Below are 23,856 nucleotides of genomic sequence, written 5' to 3' on the forward strand. Positions count from 1 at the left end.
CGCGCCACATCGGCGGGCGGGGCTACCTCATGTCGCCAGCGGCGCCATGCAAAAATTCGGGTGCAGTCTAATCAAGCTTGAACGCCGCGCACATTAACCCTTGGTCGCGTCGTAGGCTATTTTTCTCTGCACTACATGTATTCATTGTCAGTTCACCAGCACCTGGGCAAACGCCGGCGTGCTGCGGGAGACGAAACCATCGGCAACCCGGGTCACGAACACTGCGCCAATCCCGTGCCGAAGGGCAAACTCCCAGCCGCGCTCAGGCCCGAGAATCAGCAGCAAGGTCGAATAACCATCAGCCATCAGCGTCGAGCGGTCAAACACCGTCACCGAGGCCAGCTCGTGTTTCACGGGTTTTCCCTGGCGCGCATCGAAGGTGTGTGAATAGCGCTGGCCATTCTCCTCGAAATAATTGCGATAGTCACCGGAGGTCGATACACCAAACCCGTCCACGTCCAGCACTTGCTGGGCTATCTGGCGGTCAGCGCGGGGCAGTTCCAGCGCCACTTTCCACGGGCTGCCGTCGGCCTTGCGCCCGATCGCCTTGAGTTCACCTGTCGCCTCGACCAGCAAATTCGCGACCCCCAGGGCTTTTAGCCGCTCCACCAGCAGGTCTACCGCATGCCCGGCGGCGATGCTGTTGAAGTCCACTTCCACCGGCGCATCCTTGCACAGCTGCTCGCCAACTATGCGCAAATGCCCATGCCCGACCCGCTGGCGAGTGGCAGCCAGGGCCTGGGCATCCGGTACTTTTTCCATCCGCGACTGCGGGCCAAAGCCCCACAGGTCGAGCAAGGGCTCCACGGTCAGGTCAAAAGCGCCGTCACTTTGCTGCGCCAGTTGCTCTCCGACCCGCACCAGTTGCAGTACATCGGCCGGCATCGACTGGCAGCTATTGGCCGGCAGCCTGTTGAAAGCTTCGGTCAAAGAATCACTACGGTAGGTGGAAAAACGCCTGTCGACACCCTCGAGAATCCGCTCGACCTCGCGCTTGACCAGCTCCGGTGCCGGCCCCTGGGGCGTACGCACATACTGCACGGTGTAGCTGCTGCCCATGGTCGGGCCACTGATGCGCTCCAGGGTGTTGCCCTGCCCGCACCCGGCCAGGCCCAGCATCGCACCGATCAACACTGCCTTGCGCATCCAGCCTCCAGGGAAAATTCAGGCAAAAAAAACGGGAACCCTGAGGTTCCCGTCTTTCACGATCAAGCCAAGCTTAGCGTGGGAAAGCAGGCGGATTGACGCCAGCCATGTCTTCCATCACGCGCACTACCTGGCAGCTGTAACCGAATTCGTTGTCGTACCAGACGTACAGGACAACACGGTTATCGTTGCAGATGGTGGCTTCGGCATCAACCACACCGGCGTGGCGCGAACCGACGAAGTCGGTGGAGACCACTTCCTGGGAGCTCACGTAGTCGATCTGCTTGTGCAGGTCCGAGTGCATGGCCATCTGGCGCAGGTACTCGTTGATCTCTTCGCGATTGGTGGCTTTTTCCAGGTTCAGGTTGAGGATGGCCATCGACACGTTCGGCGTTGGTACGCGGATCGCATTGCCGGTCAGCTTGCCCTTGAGCACTGGCAGTGCCTTGGCGGCTGCAGTGGCAGCACCGGTCTCGGTGATAACCATGTTCAGCGGCGCGGCGCGGCCACGACGGCTGCCCTTGTGGAAGTTGTCGATCAGGTTCTGGTCGTTGGTGAACGAGTGAACGGTTTCAACGTGGCCGTTGACGATACCGAACTTGTCGTTGACCGCTTTGAGCACAGGAACGATGGCGTTGGTAGTGCAGGAAGCCGCGGAGATGATCTTGTCATCAGCGCTGATTTCGCCATGGTTGATGCCGTGCACGATGTTCTTCAGCGCGCCCTTGCCAGGTGCGGTGAGGATCACGCGGGCAGCGCCCGGGCAGGCCAGGTGCTGGCCCAGGCCGTCGGCGTCGCGCCATACACCGGTGTTGTCGACGATCAGGGCATTCTCGATGCCGTACTGGGTATAGTCGACTTCGCTCGGGTTCTTGGCGTAGATAACCTGGATCAGGTTGCCGTTGGCGGTGATGGTGTTGTTGGCTTCGTCGATGGTGATGGTGCCATCGAACGGGCCGTGCACCGAGTCACGACGCAGCAGGCTGGCACGCTTGACCAGATCGTTCTCGGCGCCTTTGCGCACGACGATGGCGCGCAGACGCAGGCCGTCGCCACCACCGGTTTTCTCGATCAGGATGCGCGCCAGCAGGCGGCCGATACGACCGAAGCCGTACAGCACGACGTCGGTGCCTTTGCGTGCCGAAGCGTTTTGCTGGCCAACCACGTCAGCCATTTCTTCACGCACGAACTGCTCGGCAGTACGGCCGTTGCCTTCTTGCTTGAACTTGTTGGCCAGCTTGCCCAGGTCGACCGAGGCGGCGCCCAGTTTCAGCTCGCTCATGGCTTTGAGCAGCGGGAATGTCTCGTGTACAGACAGTTCGGTTTCGTCGGTCTGGCGATGACGGGCAAAGCGGTGTGCTTTGAGGATCGAGATCACCGAGCGGTTGATCAGGCTACGGCCATAGATCGAGCTCACCACATTGTTATTGCGGTAGAGCTGACCGATAAGCGGGATCATCGCTTCTGCAAGCGCTTCACGATCAATCCACTCACCAAGACACTGGTCGGGCTTCTGAGTCACGGGAACCTTCCACATGTAGGGACAGAAAAAAGGGGCTACATTATGACGCCCCGCAGCCCATCGGGCAATGAGCGCCTGTCGCCAGCATCGCACTACATGCTTTTAGCCTGCACAAACCTGACAGCGCGGGCCTGCGCCCGGTACAATTGGCGTCTTTGTCGCAACGCTTGGAGCTCGACCTCCCGTGCCTGTTCTGCGTCTACCGCACCTGCCGGCCACTGCCGGCAAACAAACCTGGGGCAACCTGCCGGGCGCCGCCCTGAGCCTGGCCATTGCCGAAGCGGCCAGCGCCGCCAAACGCTTCACCCTGCTGCTGACCGCCGACAGCCAGAGCGCTGACCGCCTCGAGCAGGAGCTGCGCTTTTTTGCGCCCGAGCTGCCGGTGCTGCCGTTCCCCGACTGGGAAACCCTGCCCTACGACCTGTTCTCGCCGCACCAGGACATCATTTCCCAACGCATCTCCAGCCTGTACCGGCTGCCGGAGCTCGATCACGGCATTCTCGTGGTGCCGATCACCACCGCCCTGCACCGCCTGGCGCCGACGCGCTTCTTGCTCGGCAGCAGCCTGGTGCTGGACATCGGCCAGAAGCTCGATGTCGAGCAGATGCGCACGCGTCTTGAAGCCAGCGGCTACCGCTGTGTCGACACGGTCTACGAGCACGGCGAATTTGCCGTGCGCGGCGCCTTGATCGACCTGTTCCCGATGGGCAGCAAGCTGCCGTACCGCATCGACCTGTTCGATGACGAAATCGAGACCCTGCGCACCTTCGACCCGGAAACCCAGCGTTCGATCGACAAGGTCGAGTCGGTGCGGCTGCTGCCGGCCCGTGAGTTCCCGCTGCAAAAAGACGCGGTGACACGCTTCAAGGCGCGCTTTCGCGAGCGCTTCGATGTCGATTTCCGCCGCTGCCCGATCTTCCAGGACCTCTCCAGCGGCATTACCCCGGCCGGTATCGAGTACTACCTGCCGCTGTTCTTCGACGACACCTCGACCCTGTTCGACTACCTGCCCCAGGACACCCAGGTGTTCTCCCTGCCCGGTGTCGAGCAGGCCGCCGAACACTTCTGGAGCGATGTACGCAACCGTTATGAGGAGCGTCGCATCGACCCGGCGCGGCCGCTGCTGCCGCCGGCCGAGCTGTTCATGCCGGTGGAAGACTGCTTTGCCCGGCTCAAAAGCTGGCCGCGGGTGGTGGTCAGCCAGGATGACCTCGACAGCGGGGTCGGCCGCGAACGCTTCCCGGCCCAGGTCCTGCCCAACCTTGCCATCGAAGCCAAGGCCAACCAGCCATTGGCGGCGCTGTCGGGGTTTCTCGAGACGTTCCCTGGCCGCGTGCTGTTCACCGCCGAATCGGCGGGGCGCCGCGAAGTATTGCTGGAACTGCTCGAACGCCTGAAGCTGCGCCCGCAGACCGTCGACAGCTGGAGCGCTTTCGTCGCTGGCAAGGCGCGCCTGGCGATCACCATCGCCCCGCTGGACGAAGGCCTGCTGCTGGACGACCCGGCCATTGCCCTGGTCGCCGAGAGCCCGCTGTTCGGCCAGCGGGTGATGCAGCGCCGGCGCCGCGACAAGCGCAGCGACGCCAACAACGATGCGGTGATCAAAAACCTCACCGAGCTGCGCGAAGGCGCGCCGGTGGTGCATATCGACCATGGCGTGGGCCGCTACCTGGGCCTGGCGACCCTGGAAATCGACAACCAGGCCGCCGAGTTCCTCACCCTCGAATACGCCGAGGGCGCCAAGCTCTATGTGCCGGTAGCCAACCTTCACCTGATCGCCCGCTACACCGGCAGCGACGACGCCCTGGCGCCGCTGCACCGGCTCGGCTCCGAAGCCTGGCAGAAAGCCAAGCGCAAGGCTGCCGAACAGGTACGCGACGTGGCCGCCGAACTGCTCGACATCTATGCCCGCCGCGCCGCGCGCAAGGGCTATGCCTTCGCCGACCCGTCGGTGGACTACGCCACCTTCAGCGCAGGCTTCCCCTTCGAGGAAACCCCCGACCAGCAGAGCGCTATCGAGGCGGTGCGCGAGGACATGCTCGCGGCCAAGCCGATGGACCGCCTGGTGTGCGGCGACGTCGGCTTCGGTAAAACCGAAGTGGCCATGCGCGCGGCGTTCATTGCCGTGCATGGCGGTCGCCAGGTGGCGATCCTGGTGCCCACCACCCTGCTCGCCCAGCAGCACTACAACAGTTTTCGCGACCGCTTTGCCGACTGGCCGGTAACGGTCGAAGTGATGAGCCGCTTCAAGTCGCCCAAGGAAGTCGCTGCCGCGGTGGCGGACCTGGCCGAAGGCAAGATCGACATCGTCATCGGCACCCACAAGCTGTTGCAGGACGACGTCAAGATCAAAGACCTGGGCCTGGTGATCATCGACGAAGAACACCGCTTCGGTGTGCGCCAGAAAGAACAGCTCAAGGCCCTGCGCAGCGAGGTGGACATCCTCACCCTGACCGCCACGCCAATCCCGCGCACCCTGAACATGGCCGTAGCCGGCATGCGCGACCTGTCGATCATCGCCACGCCGCCGGCACGCCGGCTGTCGGTGCGCACCTTCGTCATGGAGCAGAACAAGAGCACGGTCAAAGAGGCGTTGCTGCGTGAGCTGCTGCGCGGTGGCCAGGTGTACTACCTGCACAACGATGTGAAGAGCATCGAGAAATGCGCCGCCGACCTCGCCGAACTGGTGCCGGAGGCCCGCATCGGCATCGGCCACGGGCAGATGCGCGAACGCGAACTCGAACAGGTGATGAGCGACTTCTACCACAAGCGCTTCAACGTGCTGATCGCCTCGACCATCATCGAGACCGGCATCGACGTGCCGAGCGCCAACACCATCATCATCGAGCGCGCCGACAAGTTCGGCCTGGCCCAGTTGCACCAGTTGCGCGGCCGGGTCGGGCGCAGCCACCACCAGGCCTACGCCTACCTGCTCACCCCGCCGCGCCAGCAGATCACTCCGGACGCCGAGAAGCGCCTGGAAGCCATCGCCAACACCCAGGACCTGGGCGCAGGTTTCGTCCTGGCTACCAACGACCTGGAAATCCGCGGCGCCGGCGAGCTGCTCGGCGAAGGCCAGAGCGGGCAGATCCAGGCAGTCGGCTTCACCCTGTACATGGAAATGCTCGAGCGCGCGGTCAAGGCCATCCGCAAGGGCGCCCAGCCGAACCTCGACCAGCCGCTGGGCGGCGGCCCGGAAATCAACCTGCGCCTGCCGGCGCTGATTCCCGAGGACTACCTGCCGGATGTCCACGCGCGGCTGATCCTCTATAAGCGCATCGCCTCGGCGGTGGATGAAGACGGCCTCAAGGACCTGCAAGTGGAGATGATCGACCGCTTCGGCCTGCTGCCGGAGCCGACCAAGAACCTGGTGCGCCTGACCCTGCTCAAGCTGCAGGCGGAAAAACTCGGGATCAAGAAAGTCGATGCCGGGCCCAATGGCGGCAAGATCGAGTTCGAATCGGAAACCCCGGTCGATCCGCTGGTGCTGATCAAGCTGATCCAGAGCCAGCCAAAACGCTACAAGTTCGAAGGCGCCACCCAGTTCAAGTTCCTGGTGCCGATGGAGCGTCCGGAAGAACGCTTCAACAACCTTGAGGCGCTGTTCGAGCGCCTGACCCCACAATCTGCGTGAAGGAAGTTCCATGCGTGTAATGCGTAGCCTGACCCTGCTGCTGGCGCTGATCGCCCCGGCAGCCTTTGCCGATGGCACTTTTCAGGTCGAAATGATCCTGGTACGGCAAAACGCCGTGCCGGCGATCACCATCAAGTCGGCTCCGGAAGACTGGCGCAACGGCGCCCAGGCCATCCAGGAAGGTGACCTGCGCCAACCGGCGCTCAATGACGAAGCGGCCAAGCTTGCCGCCGACCCGCAGTACACCGTGCTGCTGCACAAGGCCTGGAAACAGGACGCAGGCACAGTGGCGATCAGCGACGGCGAAGAACACTTCGGCCAGTTCCCCATCGCCGGCAACCTGAGCATCAAGGAAGAGCGCTTTATCGCCGCAGAAGCCAACTTCTGGGTCAACCAGTTCGACGGCAACGGCAGCGTGCTGCAGAGCGAAGCATTCAAGCAGAGCAACAGCAACATGAAAAATGGCGAGTTGACCTTCCTCGATGGCGGACACCTGGCCGTGCTGCTGAAAGTTACTACCCACCGCCCAGTCAGCGCCCCCGCTGCGCCTGCGGAGATGATGGAGCAGTAACCCGATGCCTAACGATGGTCTTGCCCCCACACCTCACCTGATCCTGGGCAGCCACGAGTTCAGCGCCTACGTGCCACAAACCGGCCGGATGCAGCGCCAGCACCAGCACCGGGCGGCGCTGTCGTTCAACTATGACGGCATTCGTGCCAGCGGCAGGCAAGGCAAGGAAGCCGGCCGCCTGGACGTCAGCAGCCAACGCATACAGCGCCACGCCGAAGCCGAAAGTCAGATCCGCCAAACCCTTCAACGCCTGGGCTTCAAGGTGGCCACCCGGCAAAGCAAAGCCTTGCCGGAGAGTGCCGGCGACCTGCTGGAGCTGGCTTCCGAAGCGGCCTGGCTGCGTTTCATGCTCAACGATCTGCCCAGCCTGCGCGAGCAAGGCTGGGAGATCGAGTACACCGAGGACTTCGCCTTCAACCTCGCCGAGGTTGACGACTGGTATGCGCACATCGACGAAGCCAGCGGCCGCGACTGGTTCGACCTGGAGCTGGGTATCGAGGTCAATGGCCAGCGCCTGAGCCTGTTGCCGATTCTGCTCAATGTGCTACGCAGCCACCCGGAGCTGCTTAACCCGGCGCAACTGCACAAGCGTCGCGACGACGAGCAGTTGCTGGTGCAGATCCCCGCCCCCGCCGGTGAAGCACGGCGCAATCTGCAAGTGGCCTTGCCCTACGGCCGCCTCAAGCCGGTGCTGGCCACCCTGGGTGACTTTTACCTGCGCGAACCCGGCGAAACCAGCGTGCGCCTGCCAACCCTGGACGCCACCCGCCTCAACGACCTGGAAGACCTGCCGTTGAGCTGGCAAGGTGGCGAACAGGTGCGCAGCCTGGGCGAACGGCTGCGCGATATTCGCTTGCAGCCGGCACAAACCCCGGATGGCCTGAACGCAACCCTGCGCCCCTATCAGCTCGAAGGCCTGAGCTGGATGCAGGCCCTGCGCGAGCTGCAGGTTGGCGGTATCCTCGCCGACGACATGGGCTTGGGCAAAACCCTGCAGACCCTCGCCCACCTGCTCTGCGAAAAGAACGCCGGACGCCTGACCCGCCCGGCGATGGTGGTGATGCCTACCAGCCTGATCCCCAACTGGCAGGACGAAGCTGCGCGCTTCGCCCCTGGCTTGCGCGTACTGGCCCTGCAGGGCATTGGCCGGCGCAAGCATTTCGACAACCTGCAGGACTACGACCTGCTGCTGACCACCTACGCCCTGCTGCCCAAGGACCTGGAGCACTTCAAGGGCCTGATGCTGGATGTGCTGATCCTCGACGAGGCGCAGTACATCAAGAGCCCGAACAGCAAGGCGGCCCAGGCGGCGCGCCAGCTCGACGCACGCCAGCGCCTGTGCCTGAGCGGCACGCCGCTGGAAAACCACCTGGGCGAGCTGTGGTCGCTGTTTCACTTCCTGCTGCCTGGCTGGCTGGGCGATGCCAAGGCCTTCAATCGCGACTACCGCGTGCCGATAGAGCGCCAGGGCAACGATGAACGCCTGCAGTACCTGAATGCGCGAATCAAGCCCTTCCTGCTCAGGCGCACCAAGGAGCAGGTGGCCACCGAACTGCCGGCCAAGACCGAAATGATCCACTGGGTCGAGCTCAGCGATGCCCAGCGTGACGTGTACGAAACCATGCGCCTGGCCATGGACCAGAAAGTGCGCGCCGAAATCACCCGCAAGGGCGTGGCGCGCAGCCAGATCATCATTCTCGAAGCGCTGCTAAAGCTGCGCCAGGTGTGCTGCGATTTACGCCTGATCAACAGCGAAGCCTCGACCGCGCGCGGCGCCCACTCCGGCAAACTCACCAGCCTGATGGAAATGCTCGAAGAACTGCTGGCCGAAGGGCGACGCGTCCTGCTGTTCTCGCAGTTCACCAGCATGCTGCGGCTGATCGAGGCCGAACTGCAGCACCGCGGTATCGCCTATGCCCTGCTGACCGGCGAGACCCGCGATCGCCGCTCGCCGGTGCAGGACTTCCAGAGCGGGCAATTGCAGATCTTCCTGATCAGCCTCAAGGCCGGTGGTGTGGGCTTGAACCTGACCGCGGCCGACACCGTGATCCACTACGATCCGTGGTGGAACCCGGCCGCGGAAAACCAGGCCACCGACCGTGCCTATCGCATCGGCCAGGAGAAGCCGGTGTTCGTCTACAAGCTGATTACCCGGGGCACGGTGGAAGAAAAGATCCAGCAGTTGCAACTGGAGAAATCGGCGTTGGCGGCGGGTGTGCTGGATGGGCGCCAGGCGGGGGACTGGCGTTTGGCGGCGGAGGATATCGATGCGCTGTTTGCGCCGTTGCCGGGGAAGCGGCGAGGCACAAGATCCGGTTGAATTCATCGCTGGCAAGCCAGCTCCCACACGGACTCTGTGGGAGCTGGCTTGCCAGCGATGGGCTGCAACGCAGCCCTGCAATCAATCGACCAGTTGCGCTTCCTTCAGCGCCCCCAGGGCCTCCAGCCAGCGCGGCTGCTGGCGATAGTCGGTACGGGCAAAGCCCTGCCCGCGCATCTGCGCAATCCGCGGCGAAGGCTTGACCTTCAGGCGCTGGGCCGCGCTCAGGGCAAGTTCCGCCGCCGCACGGTCATTGCACACCAGGCCCATGTCGCAGCCGGCACTCAGTGCCGCCTCGATGCGGCTGGCCGCATCGCCGACCACGTGGGCGCCAGCCATGGACAGGTCATCACTGAAGATCACCCCGTTGAAACCCAGCTCGCCACGCAGGATGTCCTGCAACCAGCGGCGGGAGAAACCGGCCGGCTGGTTGTCGACCTGCGGGTAGATCACATGGGCCGGCATTACTGCCGCCATTTGTCCGCTCAAGCGGGTGAACGGCACCAGGTCGGCTGCGCGGATCTGCTCCAGGCTGCGCTCGTCGGTAGGGATCGCCACATGGGAATCGGCCTCGGCCCAGCCATGACCGGGGAAATGCTTGCCGCAAGCGGCCATGCCCGCAGCGTTCATGCCGCGGATAAAAGCACCGGCAAGCAACGTGGCGCGCTGTGGATCGCCTTCAAAGGCACGGCTGCCGACCACCGCGCTGCGCTGGTGATCGAGGTCCAGCACCGGCGCAAAGCTCAGGTCCAGGCCCACTGCCAGCACCTCGGTGGCCATCAGCCAACCGCACTGTTCGGCCAAATAGTCTGCGTTGGCGTTGTCGGCAATCGCGCGCATCGCCGGCAGGCGCACAAAGCCCTGGCGCAGGCGCTGGACCCGACCGCCCTCCTGGTCCACCGCGAGGATCAGCTCCGGGCGAATGGCGCGAATCGAGGCACACAGCTCACGCACCTGGCGCGGGCTTTCAATGTTGCGGGCAAAGATGATCAGGCCGGCCACTTCGGGCTGGCGCAAAAGCTGGCGGTCCTCGGCGGTCAGCCAGGTACCGGCGATGTCGACCATCAGGGAGCCTTGCAGGCTGGCACTCATAATTGATCCTTCAGTTGACGCTGATGTGAGCCCATTGGGGGCACGCGGCTTCGTCGATCTGCACCGGGCAATGCACCGGCACCTGGTCGAACAGGCTCAGCAGGTCGGCGTTGCGCAAGCGCACGCAGCCATGGGACAACGGCACACCCATAGGTTCGCTATCGGGCGTGCCATGCAGGTAGATGTAACGACGAAAGGTGTCGACCGACCCCAGGCGATTGACGCCCGGCTCGCAACCGCTGAGCCAGAGAATGCGCGTAAGGATCCAGTCGCGACCGGGAAATTGTTCATGCAGCTCGGCCGACCAGGTCTCGCCAGTCCAGCGCCGCCCGCGCAGCACCGCGCCTTGCGGCAGGCCGGCGCCGATCTTGGCACGCACCTGGTGGCGCCCTCGCGGCGTGCAACCTGAACCATTGAGCTCGCCCGCGCCATTGCGCGCGGTGGAGATCTCGAGGCGCAGGCGCAACTGCCCCTGGGCGAACCCATAGAGGCATTGATCAGCGAGGGAAATATGCAGGAAATCGAGACTGGCCATGGGGCGCTAGCTTAGCCGATGCGGCCCGCCGCGCCCAGCCGTGGCATCAGGCCTTGGCGGCGACCGGAGCGCTGGAGGACTTGCTGCGCGGGCGCAGCTGCGCGGCAGCCATGGCCTCGTCGGTGACGCCGCTGTCGGCGCGCATGCCGGCGGCCAGGAACGGCACCATCAGGCGCATGACCTGCTCGATCGAGGTATTGATGCCGAAATCGGTTTCGGCAATGGCGCGCAGGGCCTTGATCCCGGACATGCTGAACGCCGCAGCGCCGAGCATGAAGTGCACGCGCCAGAACAGCTCGATTGGCGGAATGCGCGGTGCGGCTTCGTTGACCAGCAGCATGTAGCGGCGGAACACCTTGCCGTACATGTCTTCAAGGTAGCGCCGCAGGTGACCCTGGCTCTGGCTGAAAGCCAGGCCCAGCAGGCGCATGAAGATCGACAGGTCGTTGCCACTGCGTGGCTGTACCACCAGGGCCTGTTCGACCAGCATCTCCAGCAGCTCTTCAAGGGTGGGCTTTTGCTCGGGGCGAGCCTGGCGACGCTCCAGCTCGCGCTCAAGGCTTGCGCAGAACGGCCCGAGGAAACGCGAGAAAACCGCCTGGATCAGGGCCTTCTTCGAACCGAAATGGTAGTTCACCGCCGCCAGGTTGACGCCGGCCTTGCTGGTGATCAGCCGTAATGAGGTTTCGGCAAAACCTTTTTCCGCGAACAGCTGCTCGGCAGCATCGAGAATGCGTTCTACGGTTTCCGACTGGGCCATGACTTCTCCGCCTGACAAACACTTGTTTGAAACATACGTTTCAAAGTGGTGATTTGTCAAGTCCGCGCAGCCGTTTTGCGGCCATATGGTCACGTATTAAACCATAGCTGCAAGCCACAAGCTGCAAGCTGCAAGAACGCCCCTGTGCCGTTTCTTCAAGCTTGGCGCTTGCAGCTTGCCACCCACTGTATATAATCCCAGTCACTGTATAAAAAGACAGAGCGATCGACATGCTAAAACTGACGCCACGCCAAGCTGAGATTCTGGCTTTTATCAAACGCTGCCTGGAAGACAACGGCTTCCCGCCGACCCGCGCAGAGATCGCCCAGGAGCTGGGCTTCAAATCGCCCAACGCCGCCGAGGAGCACCTCAAGGCCCTGGCCCGCAAGGGTGCGATCGAAATGACCCCCGGGGCGTCACGGGGCATTCGCATCCCGGGCTTCGAAGCCAAGCCCGACGACAGCGGCCTGCCGATCATCGGCCGGGTAGCAGCCGGTGCGCCGATCCTCGCCCAGCAACACATCGAGGAGTCCTGCAACATCAACCCGGGGTTCTTCCATCCGCGTGCCGACTACCTGCTGCGCGTTCACGGCATGAGCATGAAGGATGTCGGCATCGTCGACGGCGACCTGCTGGCGGTACACACCTGCCGAGAAGCCCGTAACGGCCAGATCGTCGTCGCCCGCATCGGCGATGAAGTCACGGTCAAACGCTTCAAGCGCGAAGGCAGCAAGGTCTGGCTGATTGCCGAGAACCCCGAATTCGCCCCTATCGAAGTCAACCTGAAAGACCAGGAACTGGTGATCGAGGGCTTGAGTGTCGGCGTCATACGCCGGTAAAGGAGGCTTCATGCAGTTCCCCCCTGCGTCACAGAACGTACCGCTGCAAGCACAATTGCCACTGTTCGAAGCATTCCTGGCCCAGCCGGTACTGCCCGGACTGAAAAACACCAGGCCTGCACCCCACCCCGGCGCGGCCCAGGTTTTCAGCGAGCTGTCCTTGCGTGGCGCACTGGGTAGCTGCCAGAGCCTGCTGGCACCGATGCTGCGTGAACTGAGCGAGTTGAGCGAAGAACATGACGCCCGCTGGCTGACCCTGATCGCTCCACCCGCCAGCCTGACCCAGGCCTGGCTGCGCGAGGCCGGGCTGAACCGCGAGCGCATCCTGCTGCTGCAACCGCGCGGCAACCAGAGCGCCTTGCAACTGGCCTGCGAAGCCCTGCGCCTGGGCCGCAGCCACACTGTGGTCAGCTGGCTCAATACCGTCAGCAGCAGCGCCCGTCAGCAACTGAGCAATGCCGCCCGTGCAGGAGACGCACAAAGCCTGAACATCCGCCTCGGCTGATATTCAGGTCTGTTTCAAATGTTGATTTCGCCAGGCTTCCTCAGGACGAGGAAGCCATGCAGGCGATCAGTGCAGAACCCGCGGCCCGTCGTCGCGCTCGATCTCGCCTTCCACCAGCTTGCCAGCCATCTGCACGCCAACACTGAGCATGGCCTTGGCCACTTCGACGTGCTGACCCTGCAAAAAGGCTTTGGCGTCCTCGGAGAAATCCAGGGTTACCAACGAACCCTCGTCCTCGGCACGGCGCAGCTCGATCCGGCCATCAGGCAACTCGACAATTTCTAGAAAGGACGTTGGCATAAGGGGCTGTTCTCCACGAAAGGCCGGCATTGTACCAGCCGTTGCCCCAATCAGCACTCACTCAAACCCTCGCGAAAACGAACCGTAAGGCGCTTGAGATTCTGCCGCCAGCTTTCCAGCTCTTCGCGCGACAGCGCTGGCGCCTCGGGTTCGTCGAGGCTCACCGCCTGGATCAGCGGCTGGGTGACGTCGGTTTTTGCTGCTTTTTTCGCGACCGGCGGTCGGAACAAATCGGCATAAGCGTCAAGCAGTTGCGCCAGCCAGGTTTCGCGCTGTTCAGCCAGTTCGACCAGTTCGGCCATCTCTGGAATGGCAATGGCCTCAAGCACTTCACGGGTCAGCAGCAGCTCGGCGCGGGGTGCGCCGGCCTGGGGCAAACGATAGAACCCGGCAATCTCGTGACACAAGCCCAGCAACGCGCCGTACAGGTGGAACAGCGCCGATTCGCGCTCGGCCTGGATCAGCGCCTGGGCGTTCATGGCCCGGCTCTCCTGCGCCTTGCCAAGGGCTTCGAGGGCCAGGCCTGCGAAGTAAATCTTCTGGTTGGTGCGGGTGTAGAGTTCCTGGGCCATCTGGGTGCCCTCCGAAAGGCTGCAAGGCGGTCTATCAATCTACACTAGTGCAGGCCTGAAAAGCATCGCGGGGCAAGCCCGCTCCTACAGACTGTAGGAGCGGGCTTGCCCCGCGATTTTTACCTGACCTGGCGATCAGCGCTTGTCTTCGACCTTCCAGGCATTGCCGTCGTAGAACGCACGCCAGCCAGTCGGCTTGCCGTCAACCTCGGTCTGCACGTACTGCTCCTTGGTCTTGCGGCTGTAGCGAATGACTGCCGGGCGACCGTCCGGGTCCTTCTTCGGCGCTTCGCAGAGGAAGTGGTACTTCGGATCGATCTCGTCCTTGTGCGGGATGATTTCGATCACCAGCGGTGCGCGGGTCTCGCGGTTTTTCGGGAACTGGCTGGCAGCCAGGAACAACCCCGAAGCGCCGTCACGCAGCACGTAGGTGTCGTTGACCTTCTCGCACTTGAGCTCCGGCATCTTCACCGCATCCATCTTCGGCGGCGCCGCCTCGCCGCTCTTGAGCAGCTTGCGGGTGTTCTTGCATTCGGCGTTGGTGCAACCGAAGAACTTGCCGAAACGGCCGGTCTTGAGCTGCATCTCGCTGCCGCACTTGTCGCACTCAAGGCTCGGCCCTTCGTAGCCCTTGATGCGGTAGTTGCCTTCTTCGATTTCGTAGCCGGTGCAATCCGGGTTGTTACCGCAGATGTGCAGCTTGCGCTTCTCATCGAGCAGGTAGGCATCCATGGCAGTCGAGCAGATCGGGCAGCGGTGCTTGTTGAGCAGCACGCGCGATTCCGATTCACCCTCGTCATCGGCGGCGATCTCATCGCCCGGGACCAGGTTGACGGTGGCCTTGCAGCGCTCTTTCGGTGGCAGGCTGTAGCCCGAGCAGCCGAGGAACACGCCGGTGGAGGCGGTGCGGATCATCATTGGCCGGCCACATTCCTTGCAGGCAATGTTGGTCAGGGTCGGCTGGTTGGCACGCATGCCCTTCTCGCCGTCCTCGGCCAGCTTGAGCTTGTTGCTGAAGTCGCCGTAGAACTCGTCGAGCACGTTTTTCCAGTCGCGCTCGCCCTGGGCCACGTCATCGAGGTTCTCTTCCATGCCGGCGGTAAAGCCGTAGTCCATGAGGTTGGAGAAGCTCTCGGACAGGCGCTCGGTGACGATGTCGCCCATCTTCTCGGAGTAGAAGCGGCGGTTGTGCAGGGTCACGTAACCGCGATCCTGAATGGTCGAGATGATCGCCGCGTAGGTCGAAGGACGACCGATGCCGCGTTTTTCCATCTCCTTGACCAGGCTGGCTTCGGAGTAGCGCGCCGGCGGCTTGGTGAAGTGCTGGCTCGGGTCGAGCTGGATCAGCTTGAGCACTTCGCCCTGGTTCATTTCCGGCAGCACATCGTCATCGCCCGGCTTGCTCTGCTGCGGCAGTACCCGGGTGTAGCCGTCGAACTTGAGGATACGGCCCTTGGCGCGCAGTTCGAAGTTGCCGGCGGTGACGCTGACGGTGGTCGACAGGTACTGCGCAGGCGGCATCTGGCAGGCCAGGAACTGGCGCCAGATCAGCTCGTACAGACGCTCGGCGTCACGCTCCATGCCGCTGAGCTTGGTCGGATGGGTGTTAACGTCGGACGGACGAATCGCTTCGTGCGCCTCCTGGGCACCCTCTTTGCTGCCGTAGACGATCGGCGCTTCGGGCAGGTACTTCTTGCCGAACTCGCTTTCGATGTAGCTGCGGGCCATTTCCACCGCATCGACCGAAAGGTTGGTCGAGTCGGTACGCATGTAGGTGATGTAGCCGGCTTCGTACAGACGCTGGGCCATCATCATGGTTTTCTTCACGCCGAAGCCCAGGCGGTTGCTCGCGGCCTGCTGCAGGGTCGAGGTGATGAACGGCGCCGACGGCTTGCTGCTGGTCGGGCGGTCTTCACGCTTGGCCACGGTGTAGCTGGACGACTTGAGCTGCGCAAGCGCTGCCATGGCCTGGGCTTCGTTCAGCGGCTTGAAGGCTTCGCCGTTCTCGCGGGCCACTTCGAAACGCACCTTGGCGTCCTTGGCGGTACCCAGGTCGGCGTGCACTTCCCAGTATTCTTCAGGGATGAAGGCGCGGATTTCGCGCTCACGCTCGACCACCAGCTTCACCGCCACCGATTGCACCCGGCCGGCAGACAGGCCGCGGGCGATCTTGGCCCACAGCAGTGGCGAAACCATGTAGCCCACCACGCGGTCGAGGAAGCGCCGCGCCTGCTGGGCGTTGACCCGGTCGATATCCAGCTCGCCAGGCTGCGAGAACGCCTCCTGAATGGCTTTCTTGGTGATTTCGTTGAACACCACGCGCTTGTAGCGGCTGTCGTCCCCACCGATGGCTTCGCGCAGGTGCCAGGCGATGGCTTCCCCCTCGCGATCCAAGTCGGTTGCGAGATAGATGGTGTCGGCATCCTTGGCCAGGCGACGCAGCTCGTCGATGACCTTCTCCTTGCCCGGGAGAATCTCGTACTTGGCCTTCCAGCCGTGGTCAGGGTCGACGCCCATGCGCGCAACCAGCTGCTTGCGCGCCTTCTCTTTCGGCGACAGGGCCGGCGCTTCGCCCGCGGCGGCCTTGCCGCGCTTGGCAGCAGGCTCCTTGCTGGCGCTGGCCGAACCGCTGGTGGGCAGGTCTCGGATATGGCCGATACTCGACTTCACCACGTACTGGCTGCCCAGGTACTTGTTGATGGTCTTGGCCTTAGCCGGGGATTCCACAATGACCAGCGATTTGCCCATGGATCGGAAAATTCCTGAATACTGAAAATAAAAACACGGCAGGTACCTGACGCGGCACCGCTATATATAGTGGCAACAGAGTGAGGTCAAGCGCGGGGCTTTAGCCACCCTCGGCATCGGAGCGGGAAAACAGCTCGGTTTCAGCCTTGACCAAAGCAAAGCGCGGCACTTGCTCGCCGTCAACCTCGACCGACTCCAGAAACATCGAAAGCGGTCGCACCCACAGGCCGAATTCGCCGTACAGGGCCTGGTAGAACACCACCCACTCCTCGGTTTCGGAATGGCGCGCGGTGCCGAACACACGATACTCAGGCCCCTTGTAATGCCGGTATACGCCTGGTTGTATCTGCATGTTGCTCACCCTCTTGAAAAAAATTTGCTGCAAAAACAAAAACCGGGGCACCAGGCCCCGGTTTCCGTCCAGCGAAGCGTTAAACGCGTTCGAAGACGGTGGTGATGCCTTGGCCCAGGCCGACGCACATGGTCGAAACGCCGAAGGTCCCGCCATTCTGCTTCATGACGTTGAGCAGAGTGCCGGAAATCCGCGCACCGGAGCAACCGAAAGGATGGCCCAGGGCGATGGCGCCGCCGTGCAGGTTAACCTTCTCATCCATCTTGTCGAGCACTTTCAGATCCTTCAGCACTGGCAGGGCCTGTGCGGCGAAGGCTTCGTTGAGCTCGAAGAAGTCGATATCGGCGATCGACAGGCCCGCGCGCTTGAGCGCTTTCTGGGTTGCCGGAACCGGACCGTAGCCCATGATTGCCGGGTCGACACCAGCCACGGCCATGGAACGGATCACCGCCAGAGGCTGGATACCGAGGTCCTGGGCACGCTGGGCCGACATGACGATCATGCACGAGGCGCCGTCGGTGATCTGCGACGAAGTACCGGCAGTCACGGTACCACCTTTGGGGTTGAAAGCCGGCTTGAGGGCCGCCAGGCTTTCCAGGGTGGTGTCCGGGCGAATGGTTTCGTCGTAGTCGAAGACCTTGAGGAAGCCGTTCTCGTCGTAGCCCTGCATCGGGATGATCTCATCCTTGAACTTGCCTTCGACCGTCGCCTTGTGGGCGAGCTGGTGCGAACGCAGGCCGAACAGGTCCTGCTGCTCACGGCTGATGCCGTGCATCTTGCCGAGCATTTCGGCGGTCAGGCCCATCATGCCCGAGGCCTTGGCGGCGTACAGCGACATGTGCGGGTTCGGGTCGACGCCGTGCATCATGCTGACGTGGCCCATGTGCTCGACACCACCGACGACGAAGACATCACCGTTGCCGGTCATGATCGCCTGGGCGGCGGTGTGCAGCGCGCTCATCGAGGAGCCGCACAGGCGGCTGACGGTCTGGCCGGCAGCGGTGTGCGGGATCTGGGTCATCAGGGAGGCCATGCGGGCGATGTTCCAGCCCTGCTCCAGGGTCTGGTTGACGCAGCCCCAGATGACGTCTTCGACTTCGCTCGGATCGACCTTGGTGTTGCGCTCCAGCACCTTGCTGATCAGGTGCGCGGACATGTCTTCGGCGCGGGTATTGCGATGCATGCCACCCTTGGAGCGGCCCATCGGGGTGCGACCGAAGTCGACAATCACCACGTCTCTTGGATTCAGGCTCATATATTCACTCTCGCTCTATATCGTTGGGCGCTTAACCGAAGAAGCTCTGGCCGTTCTTGGCCATTTCACGCAGCTTCGCGGTGGGGTGATACAGCGGACCCAGATCGGCGTATTTGTCGGCCAGGGCAACGAATTCGGCTACACCGATCGAGTCGATGTAACGCAGCGCGCCGCCACGGAAGGGAGGGAAACCGATACCGTAGACCAGGCCCATGTCGGCCTCGGCCGCGGTGTCGACGATGCCGTCTTCCAGGCAGCGAACGGTTTCCAGGCACAGCGGGATCATCATCCAGTTGATGATGTCTTCGTCGCTGACTTCACGCTGCTCGTAGACGATCGGCTTGAGCACTTCGAGGACTGCCGCGTCAGCGACCTTCTTCGGCTTGCCGCGCTTGTCGGTCTCGTAGGCGTAGAAGCCCTTGCCGTTCTTCTGGCCCAGGCGCTTGGCTTCGTAGAGCACATCGACGGCCGAACGACGGTCGTCCTTCATGCGGTCCGGGAAGCCCTCGGCCATGACGTCACGGCCGTGGTGGCCGGTGTCGATGCCGACCACGTCCATCAGGTAGGCCGGGCCCATCGGCCAGCCGAATTTTTCCATGATCTTGTCGATGCGCACGAAGTCGACACCGGCGCTGACCAGCTTGGCGAAGCCGCCAAAGTACGGGAACAGGACGCGGTTGACCAAGAAGCCCGGGCAGTCGTTGACCACGATCGGGTTCTTGCCCATCTTCTTGGCGTAGGCCACGGTAGTGGCGACGGCCACTTCGCTGGACTTCTCGCCACGGATGACTTCGACCAGCGGCATCATGTGCACCGGGTTGAAGAAGTGCATGCCGACGAAGTTTTCCGGACGCTTGAGGGCCTTGGCCAGCAGGTTGATGGAGATGGTCGAGGTGTTGGACGCAAGGATCGCGTCTTCCTTGACCTGGCCTTCCACTTCAGCCAGTACGGCCTGCTTGACCTTGGGGTTCTCGACCACGGCTTCGACGACGATGTCGACGTTGCCGAAGTCGCCGTAGGACAGGGTCGGGCGAATCGCGTTCAGCGCTTCGGCCATTTTCGCCGGGGTCAGGCGGCCTTTTTCAACGCGCTTGCCGAGCAGCTTGGAGGCTTCGTTCAAGCCCAGCTGGATGGCGGCTTCGTTGATGTCCTTCATCAGGATCGGGGTGCCCTTGACCGCCGACTGGTAGGCGATGCCGCCGCCCATGATGCCGGCGCCGAGTACGGCGGCCTGCTTCACGTCGTGAGCGATTTCGTCGTGGGCCTTGGCTTTGCGCTTGAGCTCCTGGTCGTTGAGGAACAGGCCGATCAGGCTCTCGGCAACCGAGGTCTTGGCCAGTTTGACGAAACCTGCGGCTTCGACTTCCAGAGCCTTGTCACGACCGAAGTTGGCGGCCTTCTGGATGCTCTTGATCGCTTCGACCGGCGCCGGGTAGTTCGGGCCAGCTTGACCGGCGACGAAACCCTTGGCGGTTTCGAACGACATCATCTGTTCGATGGCGTTGAGCTTGAGTTTTTCCAGTTTCGGCTGGCGCTTGGCCTTGTGGTCGAGCTCGCCGCTGATGGCGCGCTTGATCAGGTCCAGGGCCGCAGCCTGCAGCAGCTCGGGAACCACCACGGCATCGACGGCGCCGACCTTCAGCGCGTCTTCAGCACGGTTTTCCTTGCCGGCGGCAATCCACTCGATGGCGTTGTCGGCACCGATGATGCGCGGCAGGCGCACGGTACCGCCGAAGCCCGGGTAGATGCCCAGTTTGACTTCCGGCAGGCCGATCTTGGCGCTGCTGGCCATGACGCGGTAGTCCGCCGCCAGGCACATTTCCAGGCCGCCGCCCAGGGCGATGCCATTGATCGCGGCAACGGTCGGCACGGCCAGGTCTTCGAAATCGCTGAAAATCCGGTTGGCTTCCAGGTTGCCGGCGACCAGTTCGGCCTCGGGCAGCTTGAAGTTGTCGACAAACTCGGTGATGTCCGCGCCGACGATGAACACGTCCTTGCCACTGCTGACAATCACGCCCTTGATCGATGCGTCGGCTTTGATGGTGTCTACGGCCTGACGCAATTCGTTCAGGGTAAGACGGTTGAACTTGTTGACGGACTCACCCTTGAGGTCGAACTTCAGTTCGACGATGCCGCTTTCAAGAGCCTTAACCGTGATGGCTTTACCTTCGTAAATCATCAACTGATCTCCACGATATGGAAGCTGAACTGTACACGCCGATCGCTGGTGAAAGGCCCGGCCGGCCAATGGCCGTTGTTGCCGAACCCTTGCGCCAGGCACACCCGCCAGCGCGATAGTCGGGATTCTGTAAGAGCCGTCTGACAATACAAACGCTCAATTCATACGCCCGTTTGATTTGGGTATGCACACATTCAACGAAAAGATCGCCGTTGTCAAATACCCAAAAGCAGCGGCAAAACGCGACTTTCCGGTCATTTTCTGCTGAGCGCGGGTAAACCGCCGTGGCGGTGATGCTGAGCCATTCACTGGCGCGATAGTGTTCAACGGCTTACACGCCGTTACTATTGATCAACACGGAAAAAGTTGGGATTTGCAGCAGATAGCCGCGAGATGGCTACACTGGGAGAGATTGAACCTTAAGCCGGCCTGCCTGGCCTGTCCGCCCGATCTGTGAATCGGGCTTTTTATTGATGATGATCAGGCCAGCGCCTTGAGGACCTCGGCAATATCCTGCAATACAGCCGTTTCACCGCGCTCACCCCAGTACAGGGCAACCATCTGCGGACCCGCCTCAACCTTGTAGACGCTTTCTGGCAAGCGTGCCAATTGACCGGCATGCACAGCATCGGTGCACGGCTCGCGCCACTGGTTGAGCCATACGCCAGGGGTGGTCTGCCAATAGCTCCAGCTGTCGCTGCGGCCCGGGCGCCGCGGTCGCAGGTACTGGGCACAGGGGCTTGGCGGCTCTTTGGGCAGCCAGTGCGGCCACTCCTGGGGCGCCAGTTGCATGGCCAGGCCCATGCGCCGGGCTTCCATGCGCAAGGCCATCTGGCCGCTCTGCTTGCGTGAAGGACGCAACCAGGCCAAAGGGCTGAGAATCAGCGCAAGGATTGACACCACTACCCAGACCGTCATATCTGTTGTTCCCATAAAGCTTTGCAAATGAGCTGGTTAGCCGTGCTTCGAAGCGATCAGCCTGAAACCGACCATACTTTAACTATCGCGACTGTCAGGAGAGCTTCTCATGCCCTACGAACACATACTGGTTGCCGTCGACCTGACCGAAGAATGCGACCCGGTCATCAAGCGCGCCATGAAGCTGGCTGAACCTACCCGCGCCAAGGTTTCCCTGGTGCACATTGTCGAGCCCATGGCCATGGCCTTTGGCGGCGACGTGCCGATGGACCTGTCGCAGCTGCAACAGCAGCAGTTCGACCAGGCCAAGGAGCGCATGGAGCGCCTGTACAACAAGTACCCCGACATCAACCGCGGCGATTCGCACCTGACCTACGGCCAGCCGCGCCAGGAAATCCACCAGTTGGCCAAGGAGCAGAAATGCGACCTGATCGTGGTCGGCAGCCATGGCCGCCACGGCCTGGCCCTGCTGCTGGGCTCGACCGCCAATGACGTGCTGCATGGCGCACCGTGCGATGTGCTAGCGGTACGCCTGCAGAAAAAAGCCGAGTAAAAGCCTGGGCCCGGCGCACTTTCAAGCGCCGGGCCCTGCCCCTCAGCTGTCGAGCTCAGCCCAGCGCTCGACCAGCACGTCCAGTTCGCCCTGCATCTTCTCCAGGCTTGCCAGTACGGCGCTGGTCTGCTCGATCGGGCGCTGGTAGAAGGCCGGGGCAGCAATTTCTTCCTGCACCGCAGCCATCTTCTGCTCCAGTGCGTCGATCTGGCCCGGCAGGGCTTCGAGCTCGCGCTGCAGCTTGTAGCTGAGCTTTTTCTTCGGCGCGTCAACCGCTGCTGGTGCTGCTACCGGCGCAGGTGCCACGGCCTCGACCACTGCCGTGTTGAGCTCGGACTTGCCCGACTTGCTTTCGGTGACGCCGAGCAGCTTCGGCGAACCGCCCTGGCGGATCCAGTCCTGGTAACCGCCGACATACTCGCGCACCTTGCCCTCGCCTTCGAACACCAGGGTGCTGGTGACCACGTTGTCGAGGAAGGCCCGGTCGTGGCTGACCATCAGCACGGTGCCCTTGAACGCCGACAGCACTTCTTCGAGCAGCTCGAGGGTCTCGACGTCGAGGTCGTTGGTCGGTTCGTCGAGCACCAGCAGGTTGGCCGGCTTGCTGAACAATTTGGCCAGCAGCAGGCGCGCACGCTCACCACCGGACAAGGCCTTGACCGGCGTGCGGGCACGCTGCGGGCTGAACAGGAAGTCGCCCAGGTAGCTCAGCACGTGACGGCTCTGGCCGTCGATGTCGATGAAATCGCGACCTTCGGCGAGGTTGTCGATCACGGTCTTTTCCAGGTCCAGCTGATGGCGCAGCTGGTCGAAATAGGCCACTTCCAGACGGGTGCCAGACTCGACCTTGCCGCTGGTGGGCTCAAGATCGCCGAGCATCAGCTTGAGCAGCGTAGTCTTGCCGGTGCCGTTGGCGCCGAGCAGGCCGATGCGGTCTTCGCGCTGCAGGACCATGGAGAAGTCCTTGACCAGCTGCGGGCCGTTGGGGTGGCTGAAGCTGACGTTCTCCAGGACCATCACCTGCTTGCCGGATTTCTCCGCGACATCGAGCATGATGTTGGCCTTGCCCTGGCGCTCGCGGCGTTCGCTGCGCTCAACGCGCAGGGCCTTGAGGGCGCGTACGCGACCTTCGTTGCGGGTGCGCCGGGCCTTGATGCCCTGGCGGATCCACACTTCTTCCTGGGCCAGCTTCTTGTCGAACAGGGCGTTGGCAGTTTCTTCGGCCGCCAGCGCCGCTTCCTTGTGCACCAGGAAACTTGCGTAGTCGCCGTTCCAGTCGATCAGGCCGCCGCGGTCCAGCTCGAGGATGCGCGTGGCCAGGTTCTGCAGGAAGGAACGGTCGTGGGTGATGAACAGCACGGCGCCGCCGAAACCACTGAGGGCATCTTCAAGCCAGGCAATGGCGCCGATGTCCAGGTGGTTGGTCGGTTCGTCGAGCAGCAGCAGGTCAGGCTCGGACACCAGCGCCTGGGCCAGCAGCACGCGGCGGCGCCAGCCACCGGAGAGCTCGGCCAGGGTCTTGTCGGCCGGCAATTGCAGGCGGCTCAGGGTGCTGTCGACCAGTTGCTGCAGGCGCCAGCCATCGCGCGACTCGAGGTCGTGCTGGACATGCATGAGCTTTTCCAGGTCGGCATCGCTATGGATGTTCTGGCTCAGATGGTGGTATTCGGCCAGCAAGGCGCCGACGCCATCGAGACCTTCGGCTACCACGTCGAACACGGTACGGCCGTCAGCCACCGGCAACTCTTGCGGCAGCTCGCCGATCTTCAGGCCCGGGGCACGCCAGACGTCGCCTTCATCAGGCTTCTGATCGCCCTTGACCAGGCGCAGCATGCTCGACTTGCCAGTGCCGTTGCGGCCGATGATGCACACCCGCTCACCACGGGCGATCTGCCAGGACACCTTGTCCAACAACGGCGTGGCGCCGAACGCAAGGGACACATCGCTTAATTTGAGCAGGGTCATGATCTTCTCCAAAAACCGGGCGCGCATTCTACCCGACTTGGGCCGGCTTCACATTAAGCAGCGCGTCCTACTGTACCTTCCGACGACGGG

The 23,856-nt window shown here is 62.8% G+C and carries 19 protein-coding genes; 6 read left to right on the plus strand and 13 right to left on the minus strand.

The genetic code is table 11. The features are described from left to right. Positions 1 to 147: 147 nt before the first annotated feature. Both UB48_RS05960 and UB48_RS05965 read right to left on the minus strand, forming a co-directional pair. Positions 148 to 1,146, minus strand: a complete 999-nt coding sequence (locus UB48_RS05960; RefSeq protein WP_045194886.1) for an FAD:protein FMN transferase — start codon at positions 1,144 to 1,146, stop codon at positions 148 to 150. 73 nt (positions 1,147 to 1,219) lie between these two features. After that, a complete protein-coding gene (locus tag UB48_RS05965) occupies positions 1,220 to 2,683 on the minus strand; it encodes a glyceraldehyde-3-phosphate dehydrogenase (RefSeq protein WP_045194887.1) in 1,464 nt (487 codons plus the stop codon). Between the two features lie 169 nt (positions 2,684 to 2,852). On the opposite strand from UB48_RS05965, the gene mfd reads away from it, so the two are divergent. From mfd to UB48_RS05980, 3 genes are read left to right on the plus strand one after another with little or no spacing between them, the layout of a single operon-like run. Further along, positions 2,853 to 6,302 (plus strand): transcription-repair coupling factor, encoded by a 3,450-nt coding sequence (gene mfd / locus UB48_RS05970; RefSeq protein WP_045194889.1) that lies wholly within the window; start codon positions 2,853 to 2,855, stop codon positions 6,300 to 6,302. A 10-nt stretch (positions 6,303 to 6,312) separates the two neighbouring features. Beyond that, the gene (locus tag UB48_RS05975) at positions 6,313 to 6,873 is read left to right on the plus strand and encodes a CsiV family protein (protein WP_045194890.1); all 561 of its coding nucleotides are present in this window, start codon (positions 6,313 to 6,315) and stop codon (positions 6,871 to 6,873) included. A 4-nt stretch (positions 6,874 to 6,877) separates the two neighbouring features. Next, positions 6,878 to 9,193 (plus strand): DEAD/DEAH box helicase, encoded by a 2,316-nt coding sequence (locus UB48_RS05980; protein WP_045194894.1) that lies wholly within the window; start codon positions 6,878 to 6,880, stop codon positions 9,191 to 9,193. Between the two features lie 81 nt (positions 9,194 to 9,274). Here UB48_RS05980 and nagZ read toward each other — a convergent pair whose 3' ends face one another. From nagZ to UB48_RS05995, 3 genes are read right to left on the minus strand one after another with little or no spacing between them, the layout of a single operon-like run. Then, complete coding sequence (gene nagZ, locus UB48_RS05985) at positions 9,275 to 10,273, minus strand: beta-N-acetylhexosaminidase (protein WP_177329147.1); 999 nt, start codon at positions 10,271 to 10,273, stop codon at positions 9,275 to 9,277. A gap of 22 nt (positions 10,274 to 10,295) precedes the next feature. Beyond that, positions 10,296 to 10,820, minus strand: coding sequence for a L,D-transpeptidase (locus UB48_RS05990; RefSeq protein WP_045194898.1), 525 nt, complete (start codon positions 10,818 to 10,820; stop codon positions 10,296 to 10,298). Positions 10,821 to 10,866: 46 nt separating this feature from the next. Continuing rightward, positions 10,867 to 11,580, minus strand: coding sequence for a TetR/AcrR family transcriptional regulator (locus UB48_RS05995; protein WP_045194900.1), 714 nt, complete (start codon positions 11,578 to 11,580; stop codon positions 10,867 to 10,869). A gap of 230 nt (positions 11,581 to 11,810) precedes the next feature. Here UB48_RS05995 and lexA point away from each other — a divergent pair, with 230 nt between their 5' ends. Both lexA and sulA read left to right on the plus strand, forming a co-directional pair. Then, positions 11,811 to 12,419: a transcriptional repressor LexA gene (gene lexA / locus UB48_RS06000; RefSeq protein ID WP_045194902.1), complete on the plus strand. Its 609-nt coding sequence runs from the start codon at positions 11,811 to 11,813 to the stop codon at positions 12,417 to 12,419. 10 nt (positions 12,420 to 12,429) lie between these two features. Then, positions 12,430 to 12,924, plus strand: a complete 495-nt coding sequence (sulA, locus tag UB48_RS06005; RefSeq protein ID WP_045194905.1) for an SOS-induced cell division inhibitor SulA — start codon at positions 12,430 to 12,432, stop codon at positions 12,922 to 12,924. Between the two features lie 66 nt (positions 12,925 to 12,990). Here sulA and UB48_RS06010 read toward each other — a convergent pair whose 3' ends face one another. From UB48_RS06010 to UB48_RS06040, 7 genes are all read right to left on the minus strand, one after another. Then, complete coding sequence (locus tag UB48_RS06010) at positions 12,991 to 13,224, minus strand: hypothetical protein (protein WP_045194907.1); 234 nt, start codon at positions 13,222 to 13,224, stop codon at positions 12,991 to 12,993. Between the two features lie 50 nt (positions 13,225 to 13,274). After that, positions 13,275 to 13,796 (minus strand): DUF6586 family protein, encoded by a 522-nt coding sequence (locus UB48_RS06015; RefSeq protein WP_045194909.1) that lies wholly within the window; start codon positions 13,794 to 13,796, stop codon positions 13,275 to 13,277. Positions 13,797 to 13,931: 135 nt separating this feature from the next. Beyond that, positions 13,932 to 16,544: a type I DNA topoisomerase gene (topA, locus tag UB48_RS06020; protein ID WP_010226976.1), complete on the minus strand. Its 2,613-nt coding sequence runs from the start codon at positions 16,542 to 16,544 to the stop codon at positions 13,932 to 13,934. 100 nt (positions 16,545 to 16,644) lie between these two features. Beyond that, the gene (locus UB48_RS06025) at positions 16,645 to 16,896 is read right to left on the minus strand and encodes a DUF1653 domain-containing protein (protein WP_045194911.1); all 252 of its coding nucleotides are present in this window, start codon (positions 16,894 to 16,896) and stop codon (positions 16,645 to 16,647) included. 79 nt (positions 16,897 to 16,975) lie between these two features. Next, positions 16,976 to 18,151, minus strand: a complete 1,176-nt coding sequence (gene fadA / locus UB48_RS06030; protein ID WP_045194913.1) for an acetyl-CoA C-acyltransferase FadA — start codon at positions 18,149 to 18,151, stop codon at positions 16,976 to 16,978. A gap of 31 nt (positions 18,152 to 18,182) precedes the next feature. Next, a complete protein-coding gene (fadB, locus tag UB48_RS06035; protein ID WP_045194915.1) occupies positions 18,183 to 20,330 on the minus strand; it encodes a fatty acid oxidation complex subunit alpha FadB in 2,148 nt (715 codons plus the stop codon). Positions 20,331 to 20,810: 480 nt separating this feature from the next. Continuing rightward, positions 20,811 to 21,248, minus strand: a complete 438-nt coding sequence (locus UB48_RS06040; RefSeq protein ID WP_045194916.1) for a hypothetical protein — start codon at positions 21,246 to 21,248, stop codon at positions 20,811 to 20,813. A 109-nt stretch (positions 21,249 to 21,357) separates the two neighbouring features. Between UB48_RS06040 and UB48_RS06045 the strand changes: the two genes are divergently transcribed. Beyond that, positions 21,358 to 21,801, plus strand: coding sequence for a universal stress protein (locus UB48_RS06045; protein WP_045194918.1), 444 nt, complete (start codon positions 21,358 to 21,360; stop codon positions 21,799 to 21,801). Positions 21,802 to 21,843: 42 nt separating this feature from the next. Here the strand turns inward: UB48_RS06045 and UB48_RS06050 are convergent, their stop codons facing one another. Beyond that, positions 21,844 to 23,766, minus strand: a complete 1,923-nt coding sequence (locus UB48_RS06050) for an ATP-binding cassette domain-containing protein (protein WP_045194920.1) — start codon at positions 23,764 to 23,766, stop codon at positions 21,844 to 21,846. Positions 23,767 to 23,856 lie beyond the last annotated feature (90 nt).

It is taken from the genome of Pseudomonas sp. 2(2015), from assembly GCF_000955865.1.
Classification (GTDB): domain Bacteria; phylum Pseudomonadota; class Gammaproteobacteria; order Pseudomonadales; family Pseudomonadaceae; genus Aquipseudomonas.

What these genes read in the sequence shown, in the direction of transcription:
- UB48_RS06045 (WP_045194918.1), top strand. Translation starts at nt 21,358, where the DNA reads ATGCCCTACGAACACATACTGGTTGCCGTCGACCTGACCGAAGAATGC.
- fadA (WP_045194913.1), bottom strand. Translation starts at nt 18,151, where the DNA reads ATGAGCCTGAATCCAAGAGACGTGGTGATTGTCGACTTCGGTCGCACC.
- UB48_RS05960 (WP_045194886.1), bottom strand. Translation starts at nt 1,146, where the DNA reads ATGCGCAAGGCAGTGTTGATCGGTGCGATGCTGGGCCTGGCCGGGTGC.
- UB48_RS05995 (WP_045194900.1), bottom strand. Translation starts at nt 11,580, where the DNA reads ATGGCCCAGTCGGAAACCGTAGAACGCATTCTCGATGCTGCCGAGCAG.
- UB48_RS05975 (WP_045194890.1), top strand. Translation starts at nt 6,313, where the DNA reads ATGCGTGTAATGCGTAGCCTGACCCTGCTGCTGGCGCTGATCGCCCCG.
- UB48_RS06050 (WP_045194920.1), bottom strand. Translation starts at nt 23,766, where the DNA reads ATGACCCTGCTCAAATTAAGCGATGTGTCCCTTGCGTTCGGCGCCACG.
- UB48_RS06040 (WP_045194916.1), bottom strand. Translation starts at nt 21,248, where the DNA reads ATGACGGTCTGGGTAGTGGTGTCAATCCTTGCGCTGATTCTCAGCCCT.
- fadB (WP_045194915.1), bottom strand. Translation starts at nt 20,330, where the DNA reads ATGATTTACGAAGGTAAAGCCATCACGGTTAAGGCTCTTGAAAGCGGC.
- lexA (WP_045194902.1), top strand. Translation starts at nt 11,811, where the DNA reads ATGCTAAAACTGACGCCACGCCAAGCTGAGATTCTGGCTTTTATCAAA.
- UB48_RS06025 (WP_045194911.1), bottom strand. Translation starts at nt 16,896, where the DNA reads ATGCAGATACAACCAGGCGTATACCGGCATTACAAGGGGCCTGAGTAT.
- UB48_RS06010 (WP_045194907.1), bottom strand. Translation starts at nt 13,224, where the DNA reads ATGCCAACGTCCTTTCTAGAAATTGTCGAGTTGCCTGATGGCCGGATC.
- sulA (WP_045194905.1), top strand. Translation starts at nt 12,430, where the DNA reads ATGCAGTTCCCCCCTGCGTCACAGAACGTACCGCTGCAAGCACAATTG.
- topA (WP_010226976.1), bottom strand. Translation starts at nt 16,544, where the DNA reads ATGGGCAAATCGCTGGTCATTGTGGAATCCCCGGCTAAGGCCAAGACC.
- UB48_RS05965 (WP_045194887.1), bottom strand. Translation starts at nt 2,683, where the DNA reads ATGTGGAAGGTTCCCGTGACTCAGAAGCCCGACCAGTGTCTTGGTGAG.
- UB48_RS05980 (WP_045194894.1), top strand. Translation starts at nt 6,878, where the DNA reads ATGCCTAACGATGGTCTTGCCCCCACACCTCACCTGATCCTGGGCAGC.
- UB48_RS05990 (WP_045194898.1), bottom strand. Translation starts at nt 10,820, where the DNA reads ATGGCCAGTCTCGATTTCCTGCATATTTCCCTCGCTGATCAATGCCTC.
- UB48_RS06015 (WP_045194909.1), bottom strand. Translation starts at nt 13,796, where the DNA reads ATGGCCCAGGAACTCTACACCCGCACCAACCAGAAGATTTACTTCGCA.